28 protein-coding genes are annotated in these 26,995 nt (G+C 40.5%); 17 read left to right on the forward strand and 11 right to left on the reverse strand.

What is annotated here, in order from left to right:
- Positions 1-340: integrase core domain-containing protein (locus tag MKL62_RS01165; protein ID WP_031559337.1), on the forward strand; the 340-nt coding region annotated here is incomplete at its 5' end.
- A 206-nt stretch (positions 341-546) separates the two neighbouring features.
- On the opposite strand, the gene MKL62_RS01170 is transcribed toward MKL62_RS01165, so the two are convergent.
- Entirely contained in the window at positions 547-1,473 is a 927-nt protein-coding gene (locus MKL62_RS01170) for a LysR substrate-binding domain-containing protein (protein WP_030423763.1), read from the reverse strand.
- A 152-nt stretch (positions 1,474-1,625) separates the two neighbouring features.
- Here MKL62_RS01170 and MKL62_RS01175 point away from each other — a divergent pair, with 152 nt between their 5' ends.
- From MKL62_RS01175 to MKL62_RS01200, 6 genes are all read left to right on the forward strand, one after another.
- Positions 1,626-2,267 carry a hydrolase gene (locus tag MKL62_RS01175; protein ID WP_000200064.1) on the forward strand — a complete coding sequence of 214 codons (642 nt, stop codon included), beginning with the start codon at positions 1,626-1,628 and terminating at the stop codon, positions 2,265-2,267.
- Positions 2,268-2,306: 39 nt separating this feature from the next.
- A complete protein-coding gene (locus tag MKL62_RS01180) occupies positions 2,307-2,603 on the forward strand; it encodes a putative quinol monooxygenase (protein ID WP_001277233.1) in 297 nt (98 codons plus the stop codon).
- 184 nt (positions 2,604-2,787) lie between these two features.
- Positions 2,788-3,357: a TetR/AcrR family transcriptional regulator gene (locus MKL62_RS01185; protein WP_000113720.1), complete on the forward strand. Its 570-nt coding sequence runs from the start codon at positions 2,788-2,790 to the stop codon at positions 3,355-3,357.
- Positions 3,358-3,495: 138 nt separating this feature from the next.
- The gene (locus tag MKL62_RS01190; RefSeq protein ID WP_005128582.1) at positions 3,496-4,515 is read left to right on the forward strand and encodes an MBL fold metallo-hydrolase; all 1,020 of its coding nucleotides are present in this window, start codon (positions 3,496-3,498) and stop codon (positions 4,513-4,515) included.
- Positions 4,516-4,713: 198 nt separating this feature from the next.
- The gene (locus MKL62_RS01195) at positions 4,714-5,262 is read left to right on the forward strand and encodes an RrF2 family transcriptional regulator (RefSeq protein WP_005128581.1); all 549 of its coding nucleotides are present in this window, start codon (positions 4,714-4,716) and stop codon (positions 5,260-5,262) included.
- Between the two features lie 159 nt (positions 5,263-5,421).
- Positions 5,422-6,627, forward strand: coding sequence for an NAD(P)/FAD-dependent oxidoreductase (locus tag MKL62_RS01200; protein ID WP_005128579.1), 1,206 nt, complete (start codon positions 5,422-5,424; stop codon positions 6,625-6,627).
- A 94-nt stretch (positions 6,628-6,721) separates the two neighbouring features.
- On the opposite strand, the gene MKL62_RS01205 is transcribed toward MKL62_RS01200, so the two are convergent.
- A complete protein-coding gene (locus MKL62_RS01205) occupies positions 6,722-7,414 on the reverse strand; it encodes a type 1 glutamine amidotransferase domain-containing protein (protein ID WP_005128577.1) in 693 nt (230 codons plus the stop codon).
- Between the two features lie 155 nt (positions 7,415-7,569).
- Between MKL62_RS01205 and MKL62_RS01210 the strand changes: the two genes are divergently transcribed.
- Complete coding sequence (locus MKL62_RS01210; RefSeq protein ID WP_005128575.1) at positions 7,570-7,986, forward strand: MerR family transcriptional regulator; 417 nt, start codon at positions 7,570-7,572, stop codon at positions 7,984-7,986.
- Positions 7,987-8,078: 92 nt separating this feature from the next.
- Here the strand turns inward: MKL62_RS01210 and MKL62_RS01215 are convergent, their stop codons facing one another.
- From MKL62_RS01215 to MKL62_RS01230, 4 genes are all read right to left on the reverse strand, one after another.
- On the reverse strand, positions 8,079-8,654 hold the full coding sequence (locus tag MKL62_RS01215; RefSeq protein ID WP_005128573.1) for a dihydrofolate reductase family protein: 576 nt from the start codon (positions 8,652-8,654) through the stop codon (positions 8,079-8,081).
- A gap of 201 nt (positions 8,655-8,855) precedes the next feature.
- Positions 8,856-9,923 carry a saccharopine dehydrogenase family protein gene (locus tag MKL62_RS01220; protein WP_005128572.1) on the reverse strand — a complete coding sequence of 356 codons (1,068 nt, stop codon included), beginning with the start codon at positions 9,921-9,923 and terminating at the stop codon, positions 8,856-8,858.
- A gap of 15 nt (positions 9,924-9,938) precedes the next feature.
- On the reverse strand, positions 9,939-11,177 hold the full coding sequence (locus MKL62_RS01225; RefSeq protein WP_030423762.1) for an NADH:flavin oxidoreductase/NADH oxidase family protein: 1,239 nt from the start codon (positions 11,175-11,177) through the stop codon (positions 9,939-9,941).
- A gap of 159 nt (positions 11,178-11,336) precedes the next feature.
- A complete protein-coding gene (locus MKL62_RS01230) occupies positions 11,337-12,167 on the reverse strand; it encodes an alpha/beta fold hydrolase (protein WP_005128568.1) in 831 nt (276 codons plus the stop codon).
- 328 nt (positions 12,168-12,495) lie between these two features.
- Here MKL62_RS01230 and MKL62_RS01235 point away from each other — a divergent pair, with 328 nt between their 5' ends.
- Positions 12,496-13,392: a hypothetical protein gene (locus tag MKL62_RS01235; RefSeq protein ID WP_005128567.1), complete on the forward strand. Its 897-nt coding sequence runs from the start codon at positions 12,496-12,498 to the stop codon at positions 13,390-13,392.
- A gap of 51 nt (positions 13,393-13,443) precedes the next feature.
- On the opposite strand, the gene MKL62_RS01240 is transcribed toward MKL62_RS01235, so the two are convergent.
- The 3 genes from MKL62_RS01240 to abaQ are packed head-to-tail and all read right to left on the reverse strand — an operon-like array spanning position 13,444 to position 17,343.
- Entirely contained in the window at positions 13,444-15,018 is a 1,575-nt protein-coding gene (locus tag MKL62_RS01240; RefSeq protein WP_005128566.1) for an aldehyde dehydrogenase (NADP(+)), read from the reverse strand.
- Positions 15,019-15,029: 11 nt separating this feature from the next.
- Positions 15,030-16,028, reverse strand: coding sequence for an AraD1 family protein (gene araD1 / locus MKL62_RS01245; RefSeq protein WP_005128565.1), 999 nt, complete (start codon positions 16,026-16,028; stop codon positions 15,030-15,032).
- Between the two features lie 10 nt (positions 16,029-16,038).
- Complete coding sequence (gene abaQ, locus MKL62_RS01250; RefSeq protein ID WP_000345069.1) at positions 16,039-17,343, reverse strand: multidrug efflux MFS transporter AbaQ; 1,305 nt, start codon at positions 17,341-17,343, stop codon at positions 16,039-16,041.
- Between the two features lie 169 nt (positions 17,344-17,512).
- Here abaQ and MKL62_RS01255 point away from each other — a divergent pair, with 169 nt between their 5' ends.
- Together MKL62_RS01255 and MKL62_RS01260 are read left to right on the forward strand one after the other, a co-directional pair.
- Complete coding sequence (locus tag MKL62_RS01255) at positions 17,513-19,246, forward strand: IlvD/Edd family dehydratase (RefSeq protein ID WP_270899738.1); 1,734 nt, start codon at positions 17,513-17,515, stop codon at positions 19,244-19,246.
- An 83-nt stretch (positions 19,247-19,329) separates the two neighbouring features.
- Positions 19,330-20,046, forward strand: a complete 717-nt coding sequence (locus MKL62_RS01260) for a FadR/GntR family transcriptional regulator (protein ID WP_000029961.1) — start codon at positions 19,330-19,332, stop codon at positions 20,044-20,046.
- Between the two features lie 67 nt (positions 20,047-20,113).
- Here the strand turns inward: MKL62_RS01260 and MKL62_RS01265 are convergent, their stop codons facing one another.
- Both MKL62_RS01265 and MKL62_RS01270 read right to left on the reverse strand, forming a co-directional pair.
- Entirely contained in the window at positions 20,114-20,908 is a 795-nt protein-coding gene (locus tag MKL62_RS01265; RefSeq protein ID WP_005128563.1) for a TorF family putative porin, read from the reverse strand.
- Positions 20,909-20,989: 81 nt separating this feature from the next.
- A complete protein-coding gene (locus MKL62_RS01270; protein ID WP_030423761.1) occupies positions 20,990-21,904 on the reverse strand; it encodes a LysR family transcriptional regulator in 915 nt (304 codons plus the stop codon).
- 100 nt (positions 21,905-22,004) lie between these two features.
- On the opposite strand from MKL62_RS01270, the gene MKL62_RS01275 reads away from it, so the two are divergent.
- From MKL62_RS01275 to MKL62_RS01300, 6 genes are all read left to right on the forward strand, one after another.
- Positions 22,005-23,111: a muconate/chloromuconate family cycloisomerase gene (locus tag MKL62_RS01275; RefSeq protein WP_030423760.1), complete on the forward strand. Its 1,107-nt coding sequence runs from the start codon at positions 22,005-22,007 to the stop codon at positions 23,109-23,111.
- Between the two features lie 23 nt (positions 23,112-23,134).
- On the forward strand, positions 23,135-23,425 hold the full coding sequence (catC, locus tag MKL62_RS01280) for a muconolactone Delta-isomerase (RefSeq protein ID WP_000897236.1): 291 nt from the start codon (positions 23,135-23,137) through the stop codon (positions 23,423-23,425).
- Between the two features lie 160 nt (positions 23,426-23,585).
- Positions 23,586-24,506 (forward strand): catechol 1,2-dioxygenase, encoded by a 921-nt coding sequence (catA, locus tag MKL62_RS01285; protein ID WP_188200047.1) that lies wholly within the window; start codon positions 23,586-23,588, stop codon positions 24,504-24,506.
- 134 nt (positions 24,507-24,640) lie between these two features.
- Positions 24,641-25,312, forward strand: a complete 672-nt coding sequence (locus MKL62_RS01290; RefSeq protein WP_031561355.1) for a 3-oxoacid CoA-transferase subunit A — start codon at positions 24,641-24,643, stop codon at positions 25,310-25,312.
- 18 nt (positions 25,313-25,330) lie between these two features.
- Positions 25,331-25,981 (forward strand): 3-oxoacid CoA-transferase subunit B, encoded by a 651-nt coding sequence (locus tag MKL62_RS01295; protein ID WP_030423758.1) that lies wholly within the window; start codon positions 25,331-25,333, stop codon positions 25,979-25,981.
- A gap of 505 nt (positions 25,982-26,486) precedes the next feature.
- On the forward strand, positions 26,487-26,995 hold a 509-nt coding region (locus MKL62_RS01300), incomplete at its 3' end, for a thiolase family protein (RefSeq protein WP_140954111.1).

A 26,995-nucleotide genomic window follows, 5' to 3' on the forward strand; every position in this document is an offset into this window, starting at 1 on the left:
AGCTATTGAAAAATATGGTCGACCTGAAATATTTAATACAGACCAAGGCAGTCAGTTTACCAGTGATGCATTTATTGATGTATTGAAATCAAATGACATCCAAATCAGCATGGATGGTAAAGGTCGATGGGTTGATAATGTGATGGTTGAACGATTATGGCGGAGCGTTAAATATGAAGAGGTGTATCTCAAAGCCTACAGCAATGTTTTGGATGCGAAGAAGCAATTAAACGCATATTTTGAATTTTATAATTTGAAACGACCTCATTCGAGTCTGGACAAAATGACTCCAGATGAGTTTTACTATGACCAGCTACCACAACAAAATAAGGTAGCTTAACTAGAGCAGAGTATCACTTATAAATAAGCTTTTAGTTGTTCAAACATGTGGGACCACCTCTTTAGTCTGTAGTTAAACTTTCATTATTATGAAATTATCAAAAACCGAATAAAATCCATATTAATGAGACACACTATCTCAAAAATGACTTAATCTTGAGTTGAAGACCAAAATCTCATTAACAACAAATTCACTTGTCTTGAATATTATTCAAAACCGGGTCTTTCATTAATAAGTGTTTCGAACTCCTCCGATAAAAAATCTAATAGTGCTCGAACGCTTGGCAATAGTCCTTTTCGCGAGGGGTAAACTGCATGCATAATGCTATTTTTTAATTCCCAATTTGGCATTAAATTAATTAATTCACCACGCTCAATTTCTTTATAAATCAGGGCAAAAGGTAATTGAGCAATCCCAACTCCTCTTAATACCGCATCTCGTACACCAATCATGTCGTTTACAATCAAACGTGGTGTATGTATAACTTTTTCGATTTTACCATTCTCTCGACTGTATAGTATCCATATACTTTTTTGTTCCGAGTTACCTAACCCAATTGAAGGATAACCACATAGATCTAATGGGGTTTCGGGCATACCATGTTGCTGGACCAGCTCACAATGCCCCACTATACATTGCGGATTTTTTGCAAAAATCTTCATGACCTGATCGGAATCTTCCAAGGGCGGAAATCTAATTCTTAACGCGATATCTATTCCGTCATTTAACAGGTCAATATTCTTATTGGTTACTTCAAGATGAATATTAACTTGGGGATACAACCTCATAAATTTTGAAATCATATCTGCAATGTGGTCATATAACCATGCAGGCGGGCAACTGACTCTTATTACCCCACAAGGTTCTGCCTGATTTCTTTCAATGACTTGCTGTGCAGCTTCTGCACCTAAAATCATATTTTGACATTGATGATAGTATTCTCGTCCTAACTCGGTTACATCAAATTGACGAGTATTTCTATTGATTAATCTTACCCCTAACCTTTCTTCTAATAATAAAATGCGGCGGCTTAACTTAGATTTTGGAATATCAATTTCGCGACTAGCAGAAGCAAACCCTCCATGTTGTACAACTTTTACAAAATAATAAAGATCATTTAAATCTGTTTTCATGCAATTACCACTGTTTCAATTTTAGGATTCTTTAGCCTAATTTTGTGTAGTTCCGTCCTTTCTCACTTAATTATATAGTTCATAAGTGACCAAACTTATGGCACAAAAATAATATTTGTATTATTTAATTATATTTAATAAAGGTGAAAAAAATGACTAGTGAAAACATCCGTGACCCAAAACAAGATCATCTTTTAACTCCAGAAAACTCTGCTTTTATTGTCATTGATTATCAACCGGTTCAAGTAAACTCTATTGCTTCGATGGATCGTCAACTGTTGATTAATAATATTGTAGGCACGGCAAAAGCTGCCATTGTTTATAATTTGCCAATTATCCATTCAACCGTAAATGTTAAGACTGGTTTAAATAAACCACCGATTCCACAATTGAGTAAGGTTTTGAAAGATTACCCTACCTATGACCGTACAAGTATTAACTCTTGGGAAGATACCGAATTTAAAGAAGCCGTAAAAGCAACAGGCCGTAGAAAACTCATTATGACAGCGCTTTGGACTGAAGCTTGCTTAACATTTCCTGCACTAGACGCCCTAGCTGAAGGATATGAAGTATATGTTGTGGTAGATGCTGTAGGTGGTACTTCTGTTGCAGCGCATGAAGCTGCTCTACGCCGTATTGAACAAGCAGGCGGCAAAATGATCAGTGTTGCTCAGTTATTCTGTGAACTGCAACGTGATTGGAAACGTTCAGAAACTGTACCTCAATTTATGAAATTATTTATTGAGACTGGTGGTACAGCTGGTATCCAATTCTCTTACGACAAAGCTGAATAAAAGTTTTGTATTGCTCCTATTTAAAGGATACACATCAAAATGAGTGCTGTTTATTTAGTAGTGGGACTTCGAGCAAAACCAGAAAAGATTGATCAGGTCAGAAGTGATCTTATTGAAGTGGTAGCTCCATCCCGCAAAGAAAGCGGCTGTATCACTTATGAATTATTCCAAGATCAAAATGATCCTAGTCTATTTATATTTTATGAACATTGGGCTAGTGAAAAAGATCAGGAACATCATCATAATTTTGGACCACATATCCAAAACTTTCAAAAAGAAGGCATGGGTAACGTTGAAAAAATAGAATTTTTTCATCGGCTTCAAGCATTGGCTTAGTATCAATTTATATTATTAAATTTTCAATTTTTTGTACCTCCTTTTAAGGAGGTACTTTTATTTAAAATAAAGAAAGACCGTCAATTTTTTTATTGAAACCCCTTCGTTAAGAGCTTTTTATTTAGCTTGCATTATTTCCATTTTTATTTATGATTGAGTAATCACTCAATTATTTTATTTGTATATGGCTCGTCCTCGTAGTGAAGATAAACGTAATGCAATTTTAAGCGCTGCTATCAAAACATTGGCAGAGCTTGGCGAGCGTGCGTCTACCTCAAAAATTGCCAAAGTTGCTGGCGTAGCAGAAGGTACTTTATTTACCTATTTTAGTAATAAAGAAGAACTGCTTAACCAATTATATCTTTCACTAAAGGCTGAGTTACGTCAGGTCATGATGCATGGTTACCCCACTAACGCTGACCTGCAAACACAAATGTCGCACATTTGGCAAAGCTATTTGGACTGGAGTTTAGAAGCTCCCCTTAAACGTAAAGTGATGGCGCAGCTTTCAACATCGGAACAAATTACTGAGCAAAGTAAACAAATTGGTATGCAAACCTTTTGTGATTTTACTCAAAACATTCAAGAACGTATTAACGATGGCAAATTAAGAGATTACCCGCCGTTATTTATTGCTTCAATTTTAGGTGCGCTTGCCGAAGTTACACTTAATTTTATTGCCCAAGACCCTTCTCAAGCCGAGCGTTACCGCAAATCTGGTTTTGAAGCCTTTTGGCATGCAGTTTCAATATAGATTAAAGTAAGGATGCACGGCGTCCTTATTTTTGAATGGATTAATGAGTGAGTAAATACTCATTTAAATAAATCAAAATAAGCACTTAACCCAAGTTCTTATTTGCACATTAGGTTTGTTCCAATAAGGAAAAATAAGATGACTATTTCAAATACAACAGACTTATCTTCTCCCCTAATGCCATCTCAACAACACAATGGCAAATTTAGAAATACGCGTCCGAACCAACACCAGCCTTCGTTTGGCAAAACGCTTCAACTCATGTGGAAGTTTCTATTTAACAAACCCAAAGATACCGTTCCAGACAGAGAAATTCCTGTTCTAAGTTTGTCAAAAGAACAATTATTAAGTGCGCCTGACCGCTCTCTATTCCGTTTGGGCCACTCAACTATTTTACTAAAACTACAAAATGAGTTTTGGTTAACCGACCCTGTTTTTTCGGAGCGTGCCTCACCTTTTCAATGGATTGGTCCAAAACGTTTTCACCAACCACCGATTAGTATTGCAAACTTACCACCCATTAAAGGCGTGATTTTGTCGCATAACCACTACGACCATCTTGACTACCATGCGGTCATGCAGCTTAACGATAAAGTTGAGCATTTCTTAACACCACTTGGTGTAGGCGACACCCTTATTAAATGGGGAATTCCAGCAGAAAAGGTTCAGCAGCTCGACTGGTGGGACACTACACATGTAGATGGACTCGAACTGGTGGCTACCCCTGCCCATCATTTTTCAGGCCGTGGAATGGGTGATAGCAATGCGACGCTTTGGGCGTCGTGGGTGATTATTGATAATGACTTACGTGTATTTTTTAGCGGTGACACGGGATATTTTGACGGTTTTAAAAAGATTGGACATCGTTACGGTCCTTTCGATCTGACCATGTTAGAAACTGGTGCTTACGACCCCGAATGGCCCGATGTTCATATGCAACCAGAGCAAACTTTACAAGCTCATATCGATTTAAAAGGACGTCATTTGTTGCCTATCCATAACGGTACTTTCGACTTGGCACTTCATGCTTGGGACGACCCTTTTGAACGTATCGTCGCTTTGGCTCAACAAAATAATTTAGCGATTAGCACACCGCAAATGGGTGAATTATTGAACTTAGAGGAACCAAATATTGAAAATTATTGGTGGCGTTCGTAAGTTTTCCGATAATTTTTTAAATTATTTATCCTATTAAATTTCAATTTAAAGGTATTTAAATTCAGTTATATACCCTACACATCTAGCCTTAATACCACTTTCAAACAAAACTAGGACTAACTTTGTCTTAGTTTTATTGTTGACTTAAAACACAGACTACATTAGTCTGTGTTTATAGTTGATCAATTATGAAATTAAATGGCTTATATCACTAGTAGCGTCGAGTATGCGATTCACTGTCTTCTTTTTCTTGTGAACAATGAAGATAAACCTTTGAGTAGTAAGGATCTTGCTGAATTACAAGGAGTCTCTCCGAGTTTTATGGCCAAGATTTTTCCCAAACTTGAAAAGGCAGGTCTGGTTGTTGCTCAAGAAGGTGTTCGCGGCGGCTATTTACTGGCTCGATCTGCCCACGAAATCAGTTTTTTAGATATCGTAAATGCAATCGAAGGTGAAAAACCGCTTTTTGAGTGCCAAGAAGTGCGTGGTAAATGTGCAGTCTTTAACAATGTCCCGCCAGATTGGGCAACCAGTGGTGTGTGTGCCGTACATGCTGTCATGCTACAGGCCGAAAAAGCTATGCGAGACGCTTTAGGTGTTCATACACTTGGCGATATTGCAGACCGTTTTGGCCGTTATGCCCCCGACGTATTTTTTAGTGATGTAAATGGTTGGATCAACGAGCGCATTGAAGGAAGAACAGCAAAAATGCGGAAAAGTAAAATATCGCGGGATATCCCCGACTAATAAGTTGGTAGGGGCTCGCACCCTAACATAAAACACCCTTAATCCTTTTTAAATGCCTTCTCAGATTTTTTCGGACAATCAGAGAATGGATTCGCTCACCCTAAATTTTGTGATGAGCTGGAACGTGTTGTCCGAAAAATCTATCAAAAGGATAATCCAATGAGTAAGCGTATTATTATTGCTGGTTCTGGCTTTGCAGGTTTATGGGCTGCACTCGCGGCACAAAGAGCAATTCACTTAGCATCGCAAGAACAAAACGTTGAAGTAATGATGGTTTCCCCTAGCCCAAATGTCGGGATTCGTCCTCGTCTTTATGAGGCCGTGCTTGAAAACATGAACCCTGATATTTCAGAGTTATTAAGTGTGGTGGGAGTTAAATTTCTGGCAGGTTGGGTCAATAAAATTGATGTCAACCAACAAACTATCGAAGTTGCAACCACCGATGGCAACAAACAAAACTTAAGCTATGACCGTTTTGTTCTGGCAACCGGAAGTACGACTTTTATGCCCCCTATACCGGGTCTAAAAGAATATGGATTTAGCGTAAATACATTAGAAGATGCTGAAAAACTAGATCATCATCTTAAAAACTTAGCCACTAAACCTGCAAATGCAGCTCGTAATACTGTAGTCGTTGCTGGTGGTGGTCTTACTGGGTTAGAAACCGTGACCGAAATGCCTGAACGTTTGCGTAGCATTTTAGGTGAAATGGATGTCCGTGTGGTTTTGGTTGATTCCTCGACAGACATTGGTGCGGCAATGGGTGACCAAGCTGCGACTGTTATTCGAGAGGCCCTTAACGAACTCGGTGTTGAAGGTAAAGCTGGGCTAAGAGTTACTGCGCTAGATGCCACTGGCGTAACGCTTTCTAACGGCGAAAAAATTGAAACAGAAACCGTGATCTGGACAGCTGGCATGCGGGCCAACCCACTCGCCTCTCAAATTGCTGGTGAAAAAGATAATTTGGGCCGTTTGATTGGGGATGCTTATTTACATGCACCTGAAGCAAAAAACATTTTTGTGACTGGCGATACTGTAAAAGTTCCAACCGATGATTTAGGCAATTTTAATGTGATGTCGTGTCAGCATGCTATGAGCTTAGGCCGTGTGGCGGGTTATAATGCTGCGGCAGAATTGGTTGATTTACCACTTCATCCATACAGCCAACCAAAGTATGTCACTTGTGTTGACTTAGGTCCTTGGGGTGCACTTTATACCGAAGGTTGGGATCGTCAGGTTCAATTTGTGCGTGAAGAAGCGAAAAAAATTAAACAGGAAATTAATACTGTCTGGATTTATCCACCAGTTGCAGACCGTGAAGCAGTTTTTGCAATAGCAAACCCTGATTTTGTGATTGTTCCTTAAATTTAACCTCGTAGGATCAATCCATTTATTTAAAAACCCTAAAAGTAAGCCCATCGCTGGTCCTACTTTTAGGGTTTATATTTGAATTACTAAATTATGACTTTTCTAGCTCTTCTATTATCGCTAAAGCCGTCTTTTTAGCTGAAAAAGGGTTTTGACCGGTAATTAATTTGCCGTCTTGAACGACGTATGGTGCAAAAGGAATAAAAGCTTTTTCATAACGAGCGCCATATTCTTTCGCTAACTCTTCGGCATTGTACGGCACTTTTTTTGCCACCCCTGCCAAAACCTCTTCACTCCATGCAAAGCCTGTTAATTTTTTACCTTTTATAAGTCGTTCACCATTTGAAAGTCTGACATTGAGCAAGCCACAATAGCCATGACAAACACTCGAAACAATGCCGCCTTTTTCATAAATGTTTTTGGTGATTTCTTGCAATTCAGGGTTATCTAAAAAATCCCACATCACCCCATGGCCACCTGTGTAATAGATCACGTCATAGTCTTGCCAATTAATATCGGAAGGCTTAAAGGTATTTGCCAGCAGCGTAATAAAAGCCTGATCTTTTTCTCGGTCTTTAACAGACTTATCTGCAACTAAAGGCAAAAGTGACTTAGGTTCAATTGGAGTTTTACCGCCATTTGGACTCACAATATCTTGTATGTAACCTTGCTTTTCAAATTCATCATAGGCATGGGTGAGTTCGCCTAACCATAGGCCTGTTGGTTCATCTACATCCTTATAGCGTGAAACATTGGTGACGACGTGTAATATGCGTTTAGACATTTTCTCACCTCATTTTTCATATTTATAATTCTATTCTTTCATCTATCAAAGCATAGAAAGCTGTTAATGAAAGTGTGTGGTTAGTAAAGTTATGAACCTTGCTTTTACACTACTATAAGTCTAAAGTTAACTTTAATGTCAATAGAGTCTGTGCCATGAATATTAGCGAGTTATCGAAACTAAGCGGCTTAAGCACCCCTACAATTCGTTACTACGAGCAAATCAAACTCTTACCTAAAGCAAAAAGAAAATCGAATGGTTACCGTGAATATACCGATAACGATTTGAAGCAACTTTCTCTTATCCAACAAGCCCAGCAAGTTGGTTTTTCTTTAGCAGAAATTAAAGCTTTTTTGCCTTCAAAAGTTGCCACTTGGAACCATGATGCCCTTATTCAAACAATTGAATTAAAAATTCAAGAAATCGAGCTTTTAGAACAAAAACTCAAGGTGAGTAAGCAAAACTTACGTACCATGATTAATGCCATTAATGACAAACCCGATGAAATTACCTGCGAACAAAATGCAGAACGGCTCATGAATCTCTATTTCGACAAAGCAAAAACACCGTAGTTTTAAACTTTAAATAGAACTTTTCTTGAAAAAAACCAATTGCAGGCCAAAGCTGTAATTCGTCTTTTCCATGCAAATATTATAGAAAAAAATCAGCTTATCTTTTGATAGTGAAGACCTATCGCGCCAGAAGCAAACGTTTTATTTTCAATGAGTTTAAGATTGGTTTTTTCTTTAATACCTTGAAATAGTGGTAAGCCACTACCAATCAGCACGGGCGAAACCGTGATTTTATACTCATCGATTAAACCAAGTTGCATCAAATAGTGTGCGAATCTTGGACTCCCTAAAATCACCATATCCTTGCCTGGTTGCTGTTTGAGCTTATTAATTTCTTCTTTAACATGATCTTTTACAAGCCTAGAATTATTCCACTCAACTTTATCTAAGGTTGTTGAAAAAACGATTTTCTCTGTTTTTTCAATCCACTCTGCATGATTGCGTTCATGTTCTGAGGCTTCTGGATTTGAAAGCATGGTTGGCCAGTAATTATGCATCATCTGGTAAGTCGCACGTCCCCAAATCACCGTATCGGCAGTGCTCAAAATTTCTTTCGCATGGTTTGCTAAATCGGCATCGTAAGCAATCCAGCCTATGTCCATTGCCCCATTTGGACCTTCGACAAAACTGTCAAGCGATGCATGTAGAAATAGTATGAGTTTTCTCATTATTCTCATTCCTTTGTTATGAAAAATATTTATCGCTTTTTAGTATATTCAATTTGAATTATTTCTTATGCAGTGTTTTGTTTTCTGTTTTTCATTCTATCCATATTAAGTCGTATTTAATTGAAATATTTAAAAATAACCCGAATAAGAGTGACTCCTTATTCGGGACAATCTATAAACATACTATTTTAATAAAAGCTTTTAATTAATAACCAATGGACCAGAACCCGGTAGCTCCGTCACTAACTTATAACCCATCAGTTTTGCAGGCGTATATGTACCGCCCTTAACGGTGTTTGTGAGTAAATAATTCACCACAGTCAGTGAGCCATTTACGGTAAGGCTATAAGCATTTTCTGTTTGGATGCGAGCAGTTTTGAATTCCCCACGTGAATTTCTGGCTTCACCCCAAACATAAGTAGGTACTTTTGCGCGAAGTTCCTCATTTGGCCCAACAACCGTTTTTTCAATACGTGATTTAATAAACTTCTGTACAGCATTTAGTTTTAATACTGGACGTACATAGTTCATCATTTTCGCACCAAAAATCATTTTGGGAAATGCAGGTACAAATACTTCAATATTTGGAATACCTGTTGTATAAAACGCTGTAGATACGTCTCCCCACGGAACACTCATGGCACTTTTTTTACCGTCACCAAAATCAATGGTTCGCACATAATGGGCTAGTGGAACGGTAGTAATTTTTCCGTTTTTACGAATTTTTCCGCCTTCGGCCATGCCTTCTGTACTTGTTTTAGCAGTACCCGGTGAAAACCCTGTTCTAGAGTCAAAGCCAAGCGCTAAATGGGTCGCATCTGGCAATGCTTCTTTGAGCGCGGCAGCGACACAATCTGTCGGAATCACATCAAAACCAACACCCGGACAAAGCACAATATCGGCTTTTTCGGCTTGGCCGTTAAGTGACTGTGCCAACTCAAATACTGAGATTTCGCCCGTAATATCTAGATAGTGAGTATCTGCCTTTATACAAGCTTCCATCATGGGTTTTGATGTTGCTGAAAATGGCCCTGCACAGTGCATTACCAATTTAAAGCCTTGGAGTTGTTCACTTACCGCATCCACGTTATCTAGCCCAAAAGCCTTATAACTAAGCCCCAACTCTTGAGCAAGTGCTTCAACCTTAGCTTTGTTACGACCAGCCAAAGTTGGTTTTAGCCCTTGGCGTACAGCTTCACGAGCGATTAACTCGCCCGTATAGCCATTTGCTCCATAAATTATCCAGTTTGAATCGTTCGCATTTGTCATAACACAACTCACTTATTAAGAAGCAAATGAATAGTCACGCATACCTTTTTTATATTGCCGAGTACGGCATGACATAGCTGATTGTTGCAAAACTAAAGCCCAAGCTGGTGAAACATATGGTTTTGTTTTTTTACCAGAGCTTAAATTACGTAACTGGAATTTGACCACCGCCATATTGGCAAGTGAAGCAAGTGTTTTGTTCTTCCAAGTAATCGGTTTTAATTCAGGAGTACGATTCTGGCCTTGTTTCCAAGCATTTGGCAAATTAGGTTCAATCGCTAGAGCTGTGGCAATACCGACCATATCTACACCACTTTCAACTACTCTTTCTGCCACTTGTTTACGGCGTATGCCACCTGTCACCATAACAGGCATTTTGGCAACTTTACGAATCTCTTGCGCAAATTCTAAAAAATAAGCTTCACGAGCAAGAGTACGGCCATCACGTGCTTGACCTTGCATGGCAGGTGCTTCATAGCTACCGCCTGAAAGTTCAACCAAATCTACAGCGTGTTCATTTAGCATTTTAACTACCTGTTGAGCATCTTCAGCGCTAAATCCACCGCGTTGGAAATCGGCTGAGTTCAGTTTTACTGCAACAGTAAACGTTGGCGAAACGACTTTACGAACTGCGTCCACAATCTCAATTAAAATACGAGCGCGATTTTCTAAAGAACCACCCCACTGATCTTGGCGTTTATTGCTGAGTGGTGAAAGAAACTGGCTTAATAAGTAACCATGCGCTGCATGAATTTCTACACCGGTAAACCCAGCTTTTTCACCTAGACGCGCTGTGTTTGCAAAACGCTGAATCACCTCTGCAATCATAGATTCAGTCATTTCAATTGGTGTATTAAAGCGATTTGACATTTTGCCAAGATCAAGTGAAATAGCCGATGGCGCCCAAGTCTGCTGACCAAGGTTTGCTTGCATTTGACGACCCGGATGGTTAATTTGAAGCCACATCTGAGCGCCTTTTGAGCGCCCAATTTGTGCCCATTTTTTAAAAGTATCCAGATGCTTTTCATCTTCAAGCACTACACCGCCCGGTCCAGTCATTGCTCGGCGGTCTACCATTACATTTCCGGTAATGATTAAACCTACGCCACCATTTGCCCAAGCCTGATATAAACGCATTAATTCTTCTGATGGTGCGTGGTTTAAATCAGCCATGTTTTCTTCCATTGCCGCTTTAGCAATACGGTTTGGAACATATGAGCCATTTGGGAATACTAATTTTTCGAACACTTTCATTGGAATGACCTCATTCAGTATGGCTTTACTTTAAGATTAAAGCTAACTTTAATGTCAATACCTTTTAGCATTTCTATATTTATTACTTTCAATTTCATTTACTTATAAATAAAAAAGAGGCACTTAATAGGCCTCTTTTTTAAAGTTTAAAGCTTTAAATTATTCGCGAATAAACGTCAATAAGTCAGCATTAATCACTTCATGGTTTACAGTTAACATACCGTGAGAAAAACCCGGATAGATCTTGAGTTGGCTATTTGGAAGTAACTCAGCAGATTTTACGCCAGACGTTTTGTAAGGCACGATCTGGTCGTCATCACCATGTAATACCAAAACAGGAATGGTGATTTTCTTTAAATCTTCTGTAAAGTCAGTTTGTGAGAATGCCACAATACCATCGTAATGTGCTTTTGCACTGCCCGTCATACCCTGACGCCACCAGTTAGCAATAATACCTTCAGATGGTTTCGCATCTGGTCGGTTAAAACCATAGAACGGGCCAGATGGAAGATCTCGGAAAAATTGCGCACGGTTTGTGAGAACCTGATTTTGCAGATCATCAAAAACTTCTTTTGGTAAACCTTCAGGATTATTTTCAGTTTTAACCATCAGTGGCGGAACTGCACTGACAAGAACAGCTTTCTTAACATTGTCTTGGCCATGACGTGCAATATAGTGAGCTACTTCACCACCGCCCGTTGAGTGGCCAATGTGAATTGCATTTTTAATATTCAGATGTTTAACCACTTCTGCAACGTCATCTGCGTAGTGGTCCATATCGTGACCATCCCACACCTGACTCGAACGTCCATGTCCCCGTCTATCATGGGCAACTACACGAAAACCTTCTTTAAGGAAAAAAAGCAACTGTGTGTCCCAATCATCTGAACTTAAAGGCCATCCATGATGAAAAAATAAAACTTGGGCATCCCGTGGTCCCCAATCTTTATAGAAAATTTCTACGCCGTCTTTTGTGGTTACATATCCCATCTTTGTTCTCCTGGTGAAAAACTGCTTGTTGATTCGTTATAAAGGATTGAATATTTATACTAAGTTTAAAGTTAACTTTAAGGTCAACTATCTTAATCGTCTTTTAAAAATAAAATTTATATGAAGACGCTAGGCGACATTGTATCTTTTTAATCTTTAATTGTTTTTATTTTATTTCCCTTAAATGTCAAAGACTTTACACCTCAAAATTAAAGACTTGACCTTAAAGTTAGCTTTAATCTTATAGTTTCTGTATTGATTCTAAATTAACACGTCTTGAAATATACAGCATTAGCTACTCGGTCAATTAATATAAAGGTGAACTTTCATGAATACAAAACAACAGTTTACTGAAGTTGAATTTGGGCAACAAAAAGTCAAAGTACCTAAAGGTGGTTATTATGACCGTTTCAGAATGAACCCCGATTTAGATGAAGTCGCGCAAGACCCTGCTGCTGGCAATATCGACTTTTTCCGTCATATTCCTAAAAAATTAGTTGAATCAAGAGTTGGACCTGTTTGGGCACCGAACTTTTATTATCGTAGTGCAAATGTTCAGCTATTAATGCTTGCTCCCATTAAACAGATTAAGGCAAAACTTCCTGATGCTTTAACGCCCTTACAACCATTTCCTGGTTATGGGTTAGTCGCCGTCACTTTTTTCTCTTATTCGGTTTGTGACAATGACCCGTATAACGAGGTGTCGATTGCGATTGTTGTACGCAAACCCAAGGCTCGTGGGCCTCACATCGCAGAGTTAATGAAATCGATGCGTCAACGCCACTTTCATGCACATGTTTTAGCTTTGCCTGTAGATACAGAAATTGCTAGAGTCCGTGGTGTATATGGTTACCAGTTACCAAAATGGTTAACAAAAATTGATATCGGTATTAGTTCAAAAGAGGTTCAAGCCAAAATTTTCGATGTTAATGGAAAATTGGATTTAAGTTTAAAAACTGCTGTTCCTACTTTAAAACGTGTCGATTCTGAAACACATATTAATAAAGCAACCATGCTACATATAGTCGATGGGAAATGGCATCAAACAGACGTTCAATCAAACGTTCTTTCTTTTGCGCAAAAACTTTTCCCTAAAAAAGTTCAACTCGAGAAAAATGAGGGGCCTTTAAGTACATTGCTAAATGAGCTAGGTGCGTCAAGAATACTCCGCTTAGATGTTATTCAAGATGCCCAAGCAGTCCTTAATTTGCCTACTCCGTTATAAATCTATTCTTCGAGATATAAAAAGAGACCAACTCGTGGTCTCTTTTTATTCTTAGATCGCGTTTCTAGTCATCTCACCATTGACCAGTCTTAAAATCTGCAATGGGTTGCTGTCTTTTAAGGCTTCCGGCAATAAACTCTGTGGATAGTTCTGGTAACACACAGGTCTTAAGTAACGGTCAATGGCCAAGGTTCCGACTGAGGTACCTCGTGCATCTGAAGTGGCTGGGTATGGCCCGCCGTGTACCATCGCATCACACACCTCAACACCTGTTGGGTAGCCGTTTATGAGTAATCGACCGGCTTTTTCCTCTAGCACAGGAACTACATCTGCAAACTCGGTTAAGTCAGCTTCATCAGCAATTAAAGTCGCAGTCAGTTGTCCATTCATGCTTTGTAGTGCCTGAATGAGTTGGGCTTTATCTTCAACTTCAATGATGACTGTGGTTGGCCCAAAGATTTCTTCTTGTAAAAGCTGGTCACCTGCCAGTAAAAGCTCAACATCAGCTTTAAACAGTTGTGGCTGCGCCTGATTACCTTGTTGAGTTTGACCTGCCAAGTGTTCAATACCTTGATGCTCGGTTAAGTGCTCAAGACCAGCGGTATAGCTTTTTAAGGTGCCGGCATTGAGCATAGTCTGTGCAGGCTTAGCCCCCATAATGTCGGTCAGGTTGCTAATGAGCTGGCTAAATTCAGCTGATTTGATGCCTAAAATTAAACCCGGATTGGTACAGAACTGACCACAGCCTAAAACTACTGAATCTGCCAAGTCCTGTGCAATTTTGTCACCACGGTTTTTTAAGGCATCAGGCAACATCAACATCGGGTTAATACTGCTCATTTCAGCAAACACAGGAATCGGTTGTGGTCGGGCTGCCGCCATATCACATAAAGCACGACCACCACGCAGTGAACCGGTAAAACCAACTACCTGAATTAAAGGATGCTTAACCAGTGGTTCACCCACGCCATTACCGTAGATCATGTTAAATACACCTTTAGGCATATTTGATTTTTCTACGGCACGCTCAATTGCCTGAGCTACAAAGTCTGCCGTAGCCATATGTCCACTATGGGCTTTCACCACTACAGAGCAACCTGCTGCCAGTGCCGAAGCAGTGTCACCACCCGCAGTTGAGAATGCTAAAGGAAAGTTACTTGCCCCAAAGACTGCAACAGGGCCAACACCGATTTTAATCTGGCGCAGGTCTGGGCGAGGTAAAGGCTGGCGCTCAGGCAAAGCGGTATCAATACGGGCACCTAAAAAATCACCACGGCGCAACACTTTGGCAAATAAACGCATTTGCCCACTGGTCCGGGCACGTTCACCTTGTAAACGTGCAAGTGGCAAAGCGGTTTCCTGTGACACAATTTCAAGAAAATCTGTACCCAAAGCATCGAGCTCATCGGCAATGTTTTCTAAAAAGGTAGCACGCTGTTCAGGAGACGTATGGCGGTAAGTCTTAAACGCTTGACTGGCTGCTTCACAGGCCTGATTAACCTCTTGCTCGGTTGCATGGTGAAACTCATAAGGCAGAGCTTCACCAGTCGTAGCATGAATACTTTTTAGTAAAGTGGAACTTTGTGCGCTGCGTGAACCACCAATAAAGTTGTGTCCAATGACCATTTTTATATTCCTTAGAGAGTAATAACTGAACCGACCGGTAATTCGGGTTGCATATGAGCAAGTTTGTTTTTGAGTGGATGGCCGAACTCTTTCATTTCAATTTCAAACTCATCGTTGACTTGCGCTTGAATACCGTCGGCAAAAGACAAAGTGGCTGTACCGAAGTAGTGAATATGAACATCCCCTGCTTTTAAAAATTGTTGATACTTAAAGTGGTGATATTCCAGATTTGCCAAGCTATGGCACATATTGTCCTCACCCGACAAAAACTCTTTTTCCCAAATGATTTGTCCATTACGGCGCAAGCGGCTGGTTCCGACTAAATGTTTTGGTAGTTCACCTGTCCGTAAAGCCGGACCAAAACTACAAAAACGTAATTTTGAATGCGCCAGATATAAATAATTACGACGCTCCATCACGTGATCAGAATATTCATTGCCTAGCGCAAACCCGATTCGGTAAGGCTTTAGGTCTTCTCCAATAACATAGAGTCCTGCGATTTCAGGTTCTTCGCCGCCATCTTCGGCAAATGGTGGTAAAGGTAATTCAGCTCCCGGTCTTACCACAATTGAACCGTCACCTTTATAAAACCATTCTGGTTGCGCACCGATCTGACCTTCTGCTGGACGGCCCTTTTGTAGGCCCCATTGAAATATTCGCATGGTGTCGGTTACCGAGCTGTCATCACTTAAATTTTGTTGATGCATTTTGTCGCGTGCAGATGCAGAACCTAAATGGGTTAAACCTGTACCGGAAATTAAACAATGTGTTGGATCTGGATGATCTAAAGGCGGCAATACCTTTAAGTCTGCTAATAAAGATGAATAATCATAAGTTTCGGACTCAAACCCTAACGCCTCAACTTGTTGTTCCAGTGAAACTTTATTGCGGATTGCTAAAAGTGCTAAATCACGAACCGATTGAATATCTTTAACCGGATATGCCATGTTGCCTTCTACTTTCGCGACGGCACGTTGATTTGCACGATTTTCAAATTGAATAATTTGCATGTTTTATTCCTTACAAAGGCTTTTGAATATTCACTGTTTGTGTTTTTTGACGTTCGAGCTTGGCATAGACGATGTAAGTCAGAATCAAGCCAAAAAGCATGACGATAGATAAGAAATACAAACCAGCAGCCATATTTCCCGTGTATTCTTTTAAAAGTCCGATCCCAAATGGACCGACATAGCCACCTAAATTTCCAACAGAGTTAATTAAGGCAATACCAGCTGCTGCACTTGCACCCGTTAAGAAACGACCCGGTAGTGTCCAAAACACGGCAGTCGATGAAAATAGACAGAACGCAACTACAGCCAAAGCTGCCAACTGCATAACTGGAGAATTTAGCCAACCACTTAAAAACATTGCACAAGCACCTAGTGCATACAGAAAACTTAAGTGTCCATAACGATCGTTTAGGCGGTCAGTACTACGCGGAATAATGAGAAGTCCAATAATTCCAAAAATATAGGGAATGCTAGATAAGAACCCAATTTGAATATCACTACCTCCGCCAAATTGCTTAATAATGGTAGGAAGCCAGAGATTTAAACCATAAATACTTAACGTTACCGGTAAATAGTAGAGTGCTAATAAAAGTACGCGTTTGTCTTTTAAAGCATGTAGTGGATTGGCATGTCGGGTTTGGTCATATTCGGCTTCATCTTTAACGAGTTCATTTTTAAGCCATTGTTTTTGTTCAATGCTTAACCATTTTACTTTATCAATGTTATCGGGCAGCCACAAAAATGTAGGTAAAGCCAATAAAACCGCGGGCAAGCCAACTGCAACAAACAACCATTGCCAGCCGTGCAAATTCGCAATGCCATCCATTCCAAGTAATAGACCAGCTAAAGGCCCTGCAATCATCATGGCAATCGGTTGTGAAAGCACAAACATTCCCATGATTTTTCCGCGATGTCGCACCGGATACCACTGCGTAATTAGGTATAAAACACCAGGAAAAAAACCCGCCTCTGCTACACCGAGTAAAAACCTTAAGAGATAAAAACTTTTAGGGCCTTGAATAAGCGCCATGGCCATGGTGATGAGGCCCCATGTTAATAAAATGCGGGTAAACCATTTACGAGCACCAAATTTGTCTAAAAGCAAATTACTTGGAACTTCAAAAAGAAAATATCCAATAAAAAATAAGCCAGCTCCTAGACCATAGGCAGCATCACCAATTCCTACATCGGCACCCATATGCAAATGAGCGAACCCGACAGCGGCCCGATCAATGTATGCCACCAGATATAGTATGACTAATGCAGGTATCAGCTTAAACGTGACCGTCCGTATTACATCCTTTTCGAAATCCATCTTCGACTCCATTTCCTATTATTTACTTATAGAGCATCTTGCTCGTAAATTATCCTTTCAATTTAAAATATAGTAATACTATTTAAATTTCAAACCTTTTAAAAATAATATTTATGGTGTATTTTTAAATTAATTAATTCTAATAGTAATACTATATAGGGAAATTTGTATGAATAACAAACAAGTTCTTCGTTCGGCTGCCTGGTTTGGTACAACGGATAAAAATGGCTTTATGTATCGTAGCTGGATGAAGAACCAAGGAATTCCAGATCATGAGTTTCAAGGCAAACCCATCATTGGAATTTGTAATACGTGGTCTGAACTCACCCCATGTAATGCGCATTTTCGAAAAATTGCCGAACACGTAAAAAAAGGGATTTTAGAAGCGGGCGGCTACCCTGTTGAGTTTCCTGTATTTTCAAATGGTGAGTCGAATTTACGTCCTACCGCCATGTTTACCCGTAACTTAGCCAGTATGGACGTCGAAGAAGCGATTCGTGGTAACCCTATTGACGGTGTGGTGTTACTGACAGGTTGTGATAAAACCACCCCTGCATTATTAATGGGAGCTGCAAGCTGTGATATTCCAGCCATTGTAGTGACTGGTGGACCAATGCTGAATGGTAAACACAAAGGTAAAGACATTGGTGCAGGTACCATCGTTTGGCAAATGCATGAAGAACTCAAAGCAGGCAAAATTGATTTAAATGAATTTTTATCTGCTGAGTCTGGTATGTCGCGCTCGGCTGGTACATGTAACACCATGGGTACTGCTTCTACAATGGCCTGTATGGCTGAAGCCCTAGGCACTTCTTTACCCCACAATGCGGCCATTCCAGCGGTAGATTCTCGACGTTACGTGTTGGCTCATCTTTCTGGTATGCGTATTGTTGATATGGTCCATGAAGATTTACGCCTTTCTAAAATTTTAACCAAAGAAGCTTTCGAAATTGCCATTAAAGTCAATGCAGCTATTGGTGGTTCAACCAATGCCGTGATTCACCTAAAAGCAATTGCCGGACGTATTGGGGTTGATTTACAACTTGATGACTGGAACCGTGTTGGCCGCGGCATGCCAACCATTGTCGACTTACAGCCTTCGGGTCGTTTTTTAATGGAAGAGTTCTATTATAGCGGCGGCTTGCCAGCCGTGATTCGTCGCATGGGTGAAGCCAATTTCTTACCACATCCTCAAGCTTTAACCGTAAACGGTCAAACCATTTGGGAAAACTGCCAACAGTCACCTATTTATAACGATGAAGTGATTCGGAAAATAGATAATCCAATTCGACAAGATGGCGGTATGTGTATTTTGCGTGGAAATTTAGCGCCTAAAGGTGCGGTGCTTAAACCATCTGCTGCCACACCGGAGTTGATGAAACACCGTGGTCGTGCAGTCGTATTTGAAAACTTCGATGATTATAAAGCCCGCATTAATGACCCAGATCTAGATGTCGATGAAACTTGTATTCTTGTGATGAAAAATGCCGGCCCTAAAGGTTATCCCGGCATGGCCGAGGTTGGAAATATGGGCCTACCACCAAAAATTTTAGCAAAAGGTATTACCGACATGGTTCGTATTTCCGACGCACGTATGAGTGGAACAGCGTATGGCACGGTCGTTTTACATGTTGCCCCTGAAGCTATGGCGGGTGGGCCTTTGGCTGTAGTTCAAAATGGTGACTTTATCGAACTTGATGCCTATGCTGGAAAACTTCACCTAGAAGTGAGTGATAAAGAACTTAAGCAACGTCTTGAAAATTTAGCACCACCAGCTCCACCAAGTTTTATTGGCGGTTACCGTAAGCTCTATGTAGAACATGTTTTACAAGCCGACGAAGGTTGTGATTTTGATTTCTTGGTCGGTTGCCGTGGCTCAGAAGTTCCACGTCATTCCCATTAATATTTATTCTTGAAAAAGATGATCTTGTTAAAACACAAGGTCATCTATACCATAGGATATTCAACATGTCGTAATAGTGAAATATGAGTAAAGCTGACTATAAAAATCCTATTCCAAGCAAAAGCCAACATGCATTAATTGTTCAACAATTGGGATTAAAAATCGTTTCTGGAGAAATCTCAGAAAATGAAAAACTCCCAAGTGAAGTTGATTTATGTGAGGAATATAAAGTCAGCCGCCCTGTCTTTCGCGAAGCAATACGCGTTTTAAATGCGAAAGGCTTAACTTATTCAAGGCCCAAAATCGGAACAGTAGTTCGACCTAAAGAAGAATGGCATTTACTCGACCCAGATGTACTGTTCTGGTTGATTCAAACCACGCCTGAGCACGAGTTTTTTAAAACACTTTCTACCGTACGACGCGTTTTAGAACCGGAGTTAGCCTATATTGCGGCAAGTACAGCAAATGAAGAAGATATTGAACGTATTAAGCAAGCCTATGAAGGAATGGAAAAGGCAACAACAGTTGAAGAATTTATAGAGCCAGATATCCAGTTTCACTTAGCAATTGCCAAAGCAACGCATAATGACTTATTGGCTTATATGTCAAAAATGCTGGTTTTACCTTTGCAGCAATCGATTCAAGTCACCAGTCTACGCCCAAATTTACAAGGTCATTCATTACCAAGACATAAAGCTATTTTGACAGCAATTGAAAATAAAGATCCGCTCTCTGCTCGTCATGCTTCACTGGTTCAGCTAGACGATACTAAAATGGCTTATGATTTAATTAAAAAATAATTTTCTCTATGTATTAGAAAAAGCCTGCTGACTCCAAATTAAAGTGATCAGGCTTTTTATTTATAAATTAGAACACCTTTTTTACAGATACTGTAAAGGTTGAGTGAATCGGATTTGAAATTGGTGCATCTGGTTCACCATTACTATAATTTCTATAGTATCCGTCTTTGTCCCACGCTTTGGTATAAGCTAACCCTGTAGTCCAGCCATCACCTAAATCTTTAATCAGTTCGACTTTCATATCCTGAAAGTTAGCTTCCGAGAAATTTTTAATTTTTTCATAGCCATAGTGGGCACCAAAAGTCCAAGTTTCATTGATCGGCTGTGTAAAGTTTAAATCTAAATAAGTTGTTCCTCGTGAACGTTTACCTTCAGGTCCACCCATCGTATTTGAGTTATAACCTGCGTAATCTGGGGTATAGGTAATAAAATATTTGAGACTTAAAGGACCATAGCCAATTTGGGGCACAATTTCACCATAGTTGTAGCTGGTACTCCCCGTTTCAGGCGTACTTTTTGCACCTGGGTAATAATAATAAAAAACAGACATTCCAATTGAGAATTTATCGATAGTTTTTAAATAACCTGCATAAAAGTCCCATTCAACTGAAGCATCGCGGAGATAGTTTGAACTTACATTGGATGCCCAAGTACCCACAAATAGCCCATTCGGATTTGCATAGTCGAAACCAATTTGTAGTGCAGGCTTACCCCAAGTTTGTTGGAAACCACGTGAAATATATTGACTTGCAAAAGTCACATTCGCACTGTACGGAGAAATTTGTTCTTGTTCATTTAATTGTTCAGCATGTACAACACCTGTAGACATAATGAGAGAAGCTACACCTAAAATTTTTCTCATTTAATAATTCCTTTTACATATTACCTATAGGTTTAAAGTTTTAAAATAACATGATAATTCAATTTAAAGCGTATTAAAAAGTTATAAATTCAAATTTCTGGATACTTCTTCTTCACTATAGATCTCTTCAATACAATCTAAGATTTTAGGAACATAGGAACTTTGGTCCATGTTGCGCATGGATAGAGAGATGGGGCTATAGGCTTCTAAGTCTAAGATATTTAAATAAGTTAGATTCTTCATTCCAATGTCGCAGGCGCTTTCCGGAATAATACAAATACCCTCTCCGGATGCCACTAAGCCAAGTGCCATATGAATTTCTCGTACTTCAGTCAGCTTGGCCGGAACAAGACCTAATTTGGTAAATAAAGCTTGAATAGTGGTCGAAAAATTTGGTTTAGGTGTGGTTGGATAAGAAAAAATTGTCTCATTGATAATTTGAGATAAATAAATTCCTGACTCTTGGAAATCACTTAATGGGTGTTTTTTATGGATTGCGAGTTTTAATTTTTCTTTTCTGAGTAAAAGTCGCTTAATGGCTGGATCACTAATTGGTAATCGACCAAAACCTAAATCAATTTTACCGAGTTTTAATGCTTCCACCTGATCTCGTGTACCACATTCAATAAGCTCGACATGAATGTCAGGATTTTTTTGCCTAAATAGATAAATGACCTGTGGTAATCGCCCATAAAGAAGCGAACTCACATAACCAACTTTAACAACATTCTCGACCAGCTTCATTTTTTTAGCCATCGAAGCAGCTTGAGCGGTGTGCGTCAAAATTTGTACCGCATGCTGGTAAAAAAACAGCCCTGCTTCCGTTACTTTTAATGGACGAGAGCCTTTTTCGAATAAATCGATCCCTAATTCTTCTTCTAGTTTTTTGATTTGGCGTGTTAAAGGTGGCTGAGCAATAAAAAGCTTTTCTGCAGCTTTCGTCAGACTCTGTTCTTCAACAACGGTAACAAAATAACGTAGATGTCTTAATTCCATTAATATACCTTTTTAGTATCTTAAAATACCGTTCTATATCTATTTTAGGCTATTACATTCTTCTATGGTATACAAACAAGTTCGTAATAGTTGAAACTTCATGTATAGAACCATAGAAACCATACTTGTGGATATTCCAACTATCCGTCCTCACCAGTTGTCTGTGACTACTATGCGTACCCAGACTTTGGTACTCGTTAAAATTACGACCACGGATGGTATTGTCGGTTGGGGTGAAGCCACCACCATTGGTGGGCTGAACTATGGTGAAGAAAGTCCTGAGAGTGTCAAAGCCAATATTGATATCTACTTTGCACCATTACTGACATCAGTTAAAGATTTAAATGTTGCACAAACACTAAAACTGATTCGTAAAAATATTAATGGTAACCGCTTTGCTAAGTGTGCCATTCAGACTGCCCTACTTGATATTCAGGCCAAACGTTTAGGTGTGCCATTAAGCGAAGTTTTAGGTGGACGTCTGCGTAATAGTTTACCTGTGCTTTGGACGCTTGCGTCTGGTGACACGGAAAAAGATATTGCTGAAGCTCGCAAAATGATTGAGCTAAAGCGCCACAACACGTTCAAACTTAAAATTGGTGCACGTCCTTTACAGCAAGATGTTGACCATGTGATTGCTATTAAAAAAGCATTAGGTGCTGATGTTAGTGTACGTGTAGATGTGAACCGTGCATGGTCAGAACTTGAGTGTATTCATGGTATTCAACAGCTCCAAGATGGTGGAATCGATTTAATCGAACAGCCATGTGCCATTCAAAATACCGAAGCACTTGCTCGCCTCACCCAACGTTTTGATGTAGCCATTATGGCTGATGAGGCTTTAACTGGACCTGACAGCGCGTACCGTATTGCAAAAAATCACGGTGCAGATGTATTTGCCGTAAAAATTGAACAATCTGGTGGCCTGATCGAAGCATGTGAAGTTGGCAAAATTGCTGGTTTGGCTGGTATCGACCTATATGGCGGCACTATGCTTGAAGGTCCTGTAGGAAGTATTGCATCGGCCCATGTATTTGCAACTTTTGAAACGTTAGCGTTCGGCACAGAATTATTTGGTCCGTTGTTACTTACCGAAGAAATTTTAAAAGAGCCGCTACGTTACGAAAACTTTGAATTGCATTTGCCGACAGCTCCGGGCCTAGGCATTGAAATTGATGAAGATAAGATTGAGAAATTACGTCGTTAAGGCAACAGGATAAGGAGTTTCCCATGTTATTTCATGTACGTATGGATGTGCATATTCCACTTGATATGCCAGCCGACAAAGCAAATGAAATTAAGGCCGTTGAAAAGGCTTATTCGCAAGACTTACAACGCCAAGGTAAATGGCGTCATATCTGGCGAATTACAGGTCAGTACTCGAACATCAGTATTTTTGATGTAGAGAGCAATGAAGAATTGCACAACATTTTACAAGGTTTACCTCTCTATCCATATATGAACATTGAAGTGATGGCACTTAACCGTCATCCATCTTCTGTCCGTGATGATGATTCGTAAATAGAAAGAATTTTTTAAATGCGATCTCTGAAGTCCATTTAAAAACCAAGCAGATTATTCAGAAGGTAACAAGGAACGTGGCGGCAATTATTCGCTAGCAAAACAAAATGCCCGCAGCGCTGCCACCCAAAACCGTATTGCATACTTAAGGAGTTTTAGTATGAACCGTCAACAAATTGATGCGCTTGTAAAACAAATGAATGTCGACACTGCAAAAGGCGAAGTTGATGCACGTGTTCAACAAATTGTAGTGCGCCTTCTTGGGGATTTATTTCAAGCCATCGAAGATTTAGACATCCAACCTTCTGAAGTTTGGAAAGGTTTGGAATATTTTACCGATGCAGGTCAAGCAAATGAACTTGGTCTTTTGGCAGCAGGCTTAGGTCTTGAACATTACCTTGACTTACGTGCAGATGAAGCAGATGCCAAAGCTGGTATTACAGGCGGTACACCTCGTACCATCGAAGGTCCACTTTATGTTGCTGGCGCACCTGAATCAGTTGGCTTTGCACGTATGGATGACGGAACTGAGACTGGCAAAATCGATACCTTAATTATTGAAGGTACGGTAACCGACACTGATGGCAATATTATTGAAAATGCCAAAGTTGAAGTATGGCATGCCAACAGTTTAGGTAACTATTCATTCTTTGATAAGTCACAATCTGACTTTAACTTACGCCGTACCATTTTCACCGATGCAGATGGTAAATATGTAGCGTTAACCACTATGCCAGTTGGTTATGGATGCCCTCCTGAAGGTACAACACAGGCTCTTCTTAACAAGTTAGGCCGTCATGGTAACCGTCCATCTCACGTTCACTACTTTTTATCTGCACCGGGTTACCGCAAGCTGACTACTCAATTCAACATTGAGGGTGATGAGTATTTATGGGATGACTTTGCCTTCGCTACTCGTGACGGTTTAGTGGCAACAGCAGTAGATGTCACAGACCCTGCTGAAATTCAACGCCGTGGTTTAGATCACGCTTTCAAACACATCACATTTAACATTGAACTGGTTAAAGAAGCCGCTGCTGCTCCTTCAACTGAAGTTGAACGCCGTCGCGCTAGTGCTTAATTGAAAGTGTATGTGAGTTAAAAGTTCGCTTTTGACTCACAAAATTTACTCCATTTATTACTACCATTAAGAATTTCAATAAATTTTTAGCGGTAGTAATACATCACGTTACCTCATGCTCTAGGGTTTCTCACATGATTGACAAAAGTAAGTCCTCACTAAGCGAGGTTCTATCGCAGATTAAAGATGGTGCAACCATTCTGATTGGTGGTTTTGGTACCGCAGGACAACCCGCTGAACTCATTGACGGTCTGATTGAACTTGGCGTTAAGGACCTGACCATTGTGAGCAACAATGCCGGTAATGGGGATTATGGTCTCGCTAAGCTGCTCAAAGCCGGTTCAATTAAAAAAGTGATTTGCTCTTTCCCACGTCAGTCTGACTCTTATGTATTTGATGAACTGTACCGTGCCGGAAAGGTTGAGCTTGAACTGGTACCGCAAGGCAATCTGGCGTGCCGTATTCAGGCTGCAGGTATGGGGCTTGGGGCGGTGTTTACCCCAACTGGCTTTGGAACACTTTTAGCTGAAGGCAAAGAAACCCGTCATATTGATGGTAAAGACTACGTGCTTGAGTATCCGATCAAGGCTGACTTTGCCCTAATTAAAGCCTACAAGGGCGACCGCTGGGGCAATCTGGTTTACCGTAAATCTGCACGTAACTTTGGCCCGATCATGGCCATGGCTGCTGATGTCACCATTGCCCAGGTTTCTGAAGTGGTTGAGCTGGGTGGATTAGACCCGGAACACATCATTACCCCAGGTATCTTTGTACAACATATTGTACAAGTACAGCCCGCACAGTAAGCAATAAGGAGAAATAACATGAGCTACCAGAAACTCAGCCGTGACCAGATTGCAAAACGTGTGGCACAAGATATTCCAGATGGTGCCTATGTGAACTTGGGTATTGGTTTACCAACCAAGATTGCCAGCTACTTACCTGCTGACAAAGATGTCTTTCTACATTCTGAAAATGGCCTGTTGGCTTTTGGCCCACCACCAGCGGCAGGTGAAGAAGACCCTGAACTGATTAATGCGGGTAAAGAGTTTGTGACCATGCTTGAAGGCGGCAGCTTTTTCCACCATGGAGACTCCTTTGCCATGATGCGTGGTGGTCACCTTGATATTGCAGTGCTTGGGGCATTTCAGGTGGCAGCCAATGGTGACTTGGCCAACTGGCACACGGGTGCGCCGGATGCGATTCCTGCTGTTGGTGGTGCGATGGATTTGGCAGTTGGTGCCAAGAAAGTATTTATCACCACAGACCATGTGACCAAACAAGGTGAACCGAAGATTGTGGCTGAGCTCACTTATCCCGTAACAGGCAAACGCTGTGTTGACCGTATTTACACTGACCTGTGTGTGATTGATGTGACCAAAGATGGTTTAAAGGTGATTGAGAAGGTGGATGGGCTGAGTTTTGAGGAGTTGCAAGGGTTGACCGGAGCAGTGTTGATTGATGCAACGAATTAAGTCTCTAAATTGATTGAGTATGGCAGCTAATCAATAGCGCCACAGCCTATAAATGATGGTGATATTCAAAGGCCCTTTGTATAGGCAATACCTTACTTTTTAAGGATAAAAAGTAACAAAAATCCTTTGTTATTCAGACACAACATCCCTGTTGTGCTGAGCAACGAGGCGACATCCATGTCGCCAACGCGAAACATTGAATGGAACTCTTTGAATACGGTTCTTGCTTATTAATTTGGATTTTACCGTAATTCGCTATTGTGACAGGCGACATGGATGTCGCCCGTTGGACAGGGAGGCATGGAAGCCTCCTCTGTTCAACAAAGGTTTTTGGTTACTTTTTTAAAAAAGTGACAAGAATTAGCTACTGGCATTTGACTCAACACGATAAGACTCCGTCATGACTACTCCTAATTTAGTAGTGACGATGAGCTCCAGCAAATGCTGAAAAAGAGTCTAACGATGTGGCAATGACAGCAACAGATTTCAAAATGGAAATGTAAGAATGAAAAACGCTTATATCATCGATGCCATCCGTACTCCATTTGGCCGTTATGCCGGTGGCCTTGCGCCTGTCCGTGCCGATGACCTTGGCGCTGTGCCAATTAAAGCCCTCATGCAGCGTAACCCAAGTGTAGATTGGGAACAGGTCGATGATGTGATCTATGGCTGTGCCAACCAAGCCGGTGAAGATAACCGTAATGTCGGCCGTATGTCAGCACTGCTTGCTGGGTTACCGTATCAGGTGCCAGCAACCACCATTAACCGTTTATGCGGTTCATCACTCGATGCCATTGCCATTGCTGCCCGTGCCATTAAAGCCGGCGAAGCGAACTTGGTAATTGCAGGTGGTGTAGAAAGCATGAGCCGTGCACCTTATGTAATGGGTAAGTCTGACAGTGCCTTTGGCCGTAGCCAAAAGATTGAAGACACCACCATGGGCTGGCGTTTCATTAACCCTAAACTTAAAGAATTGTATGGTGTAGACACCATGCCCCAGACTGCCGAAAACGT

The organism is Acinetobacter sp. AOR01_HL, from assembly GCF_027855455.1.
In the GTDB taxonomy this organism is placed as follows: Bacteria; Pseudomonadota; Gammaproteobacteria; order Pseudomonadales; family Moraxellaceae; genus Acinetobacter; species Acinetobacter baumannii.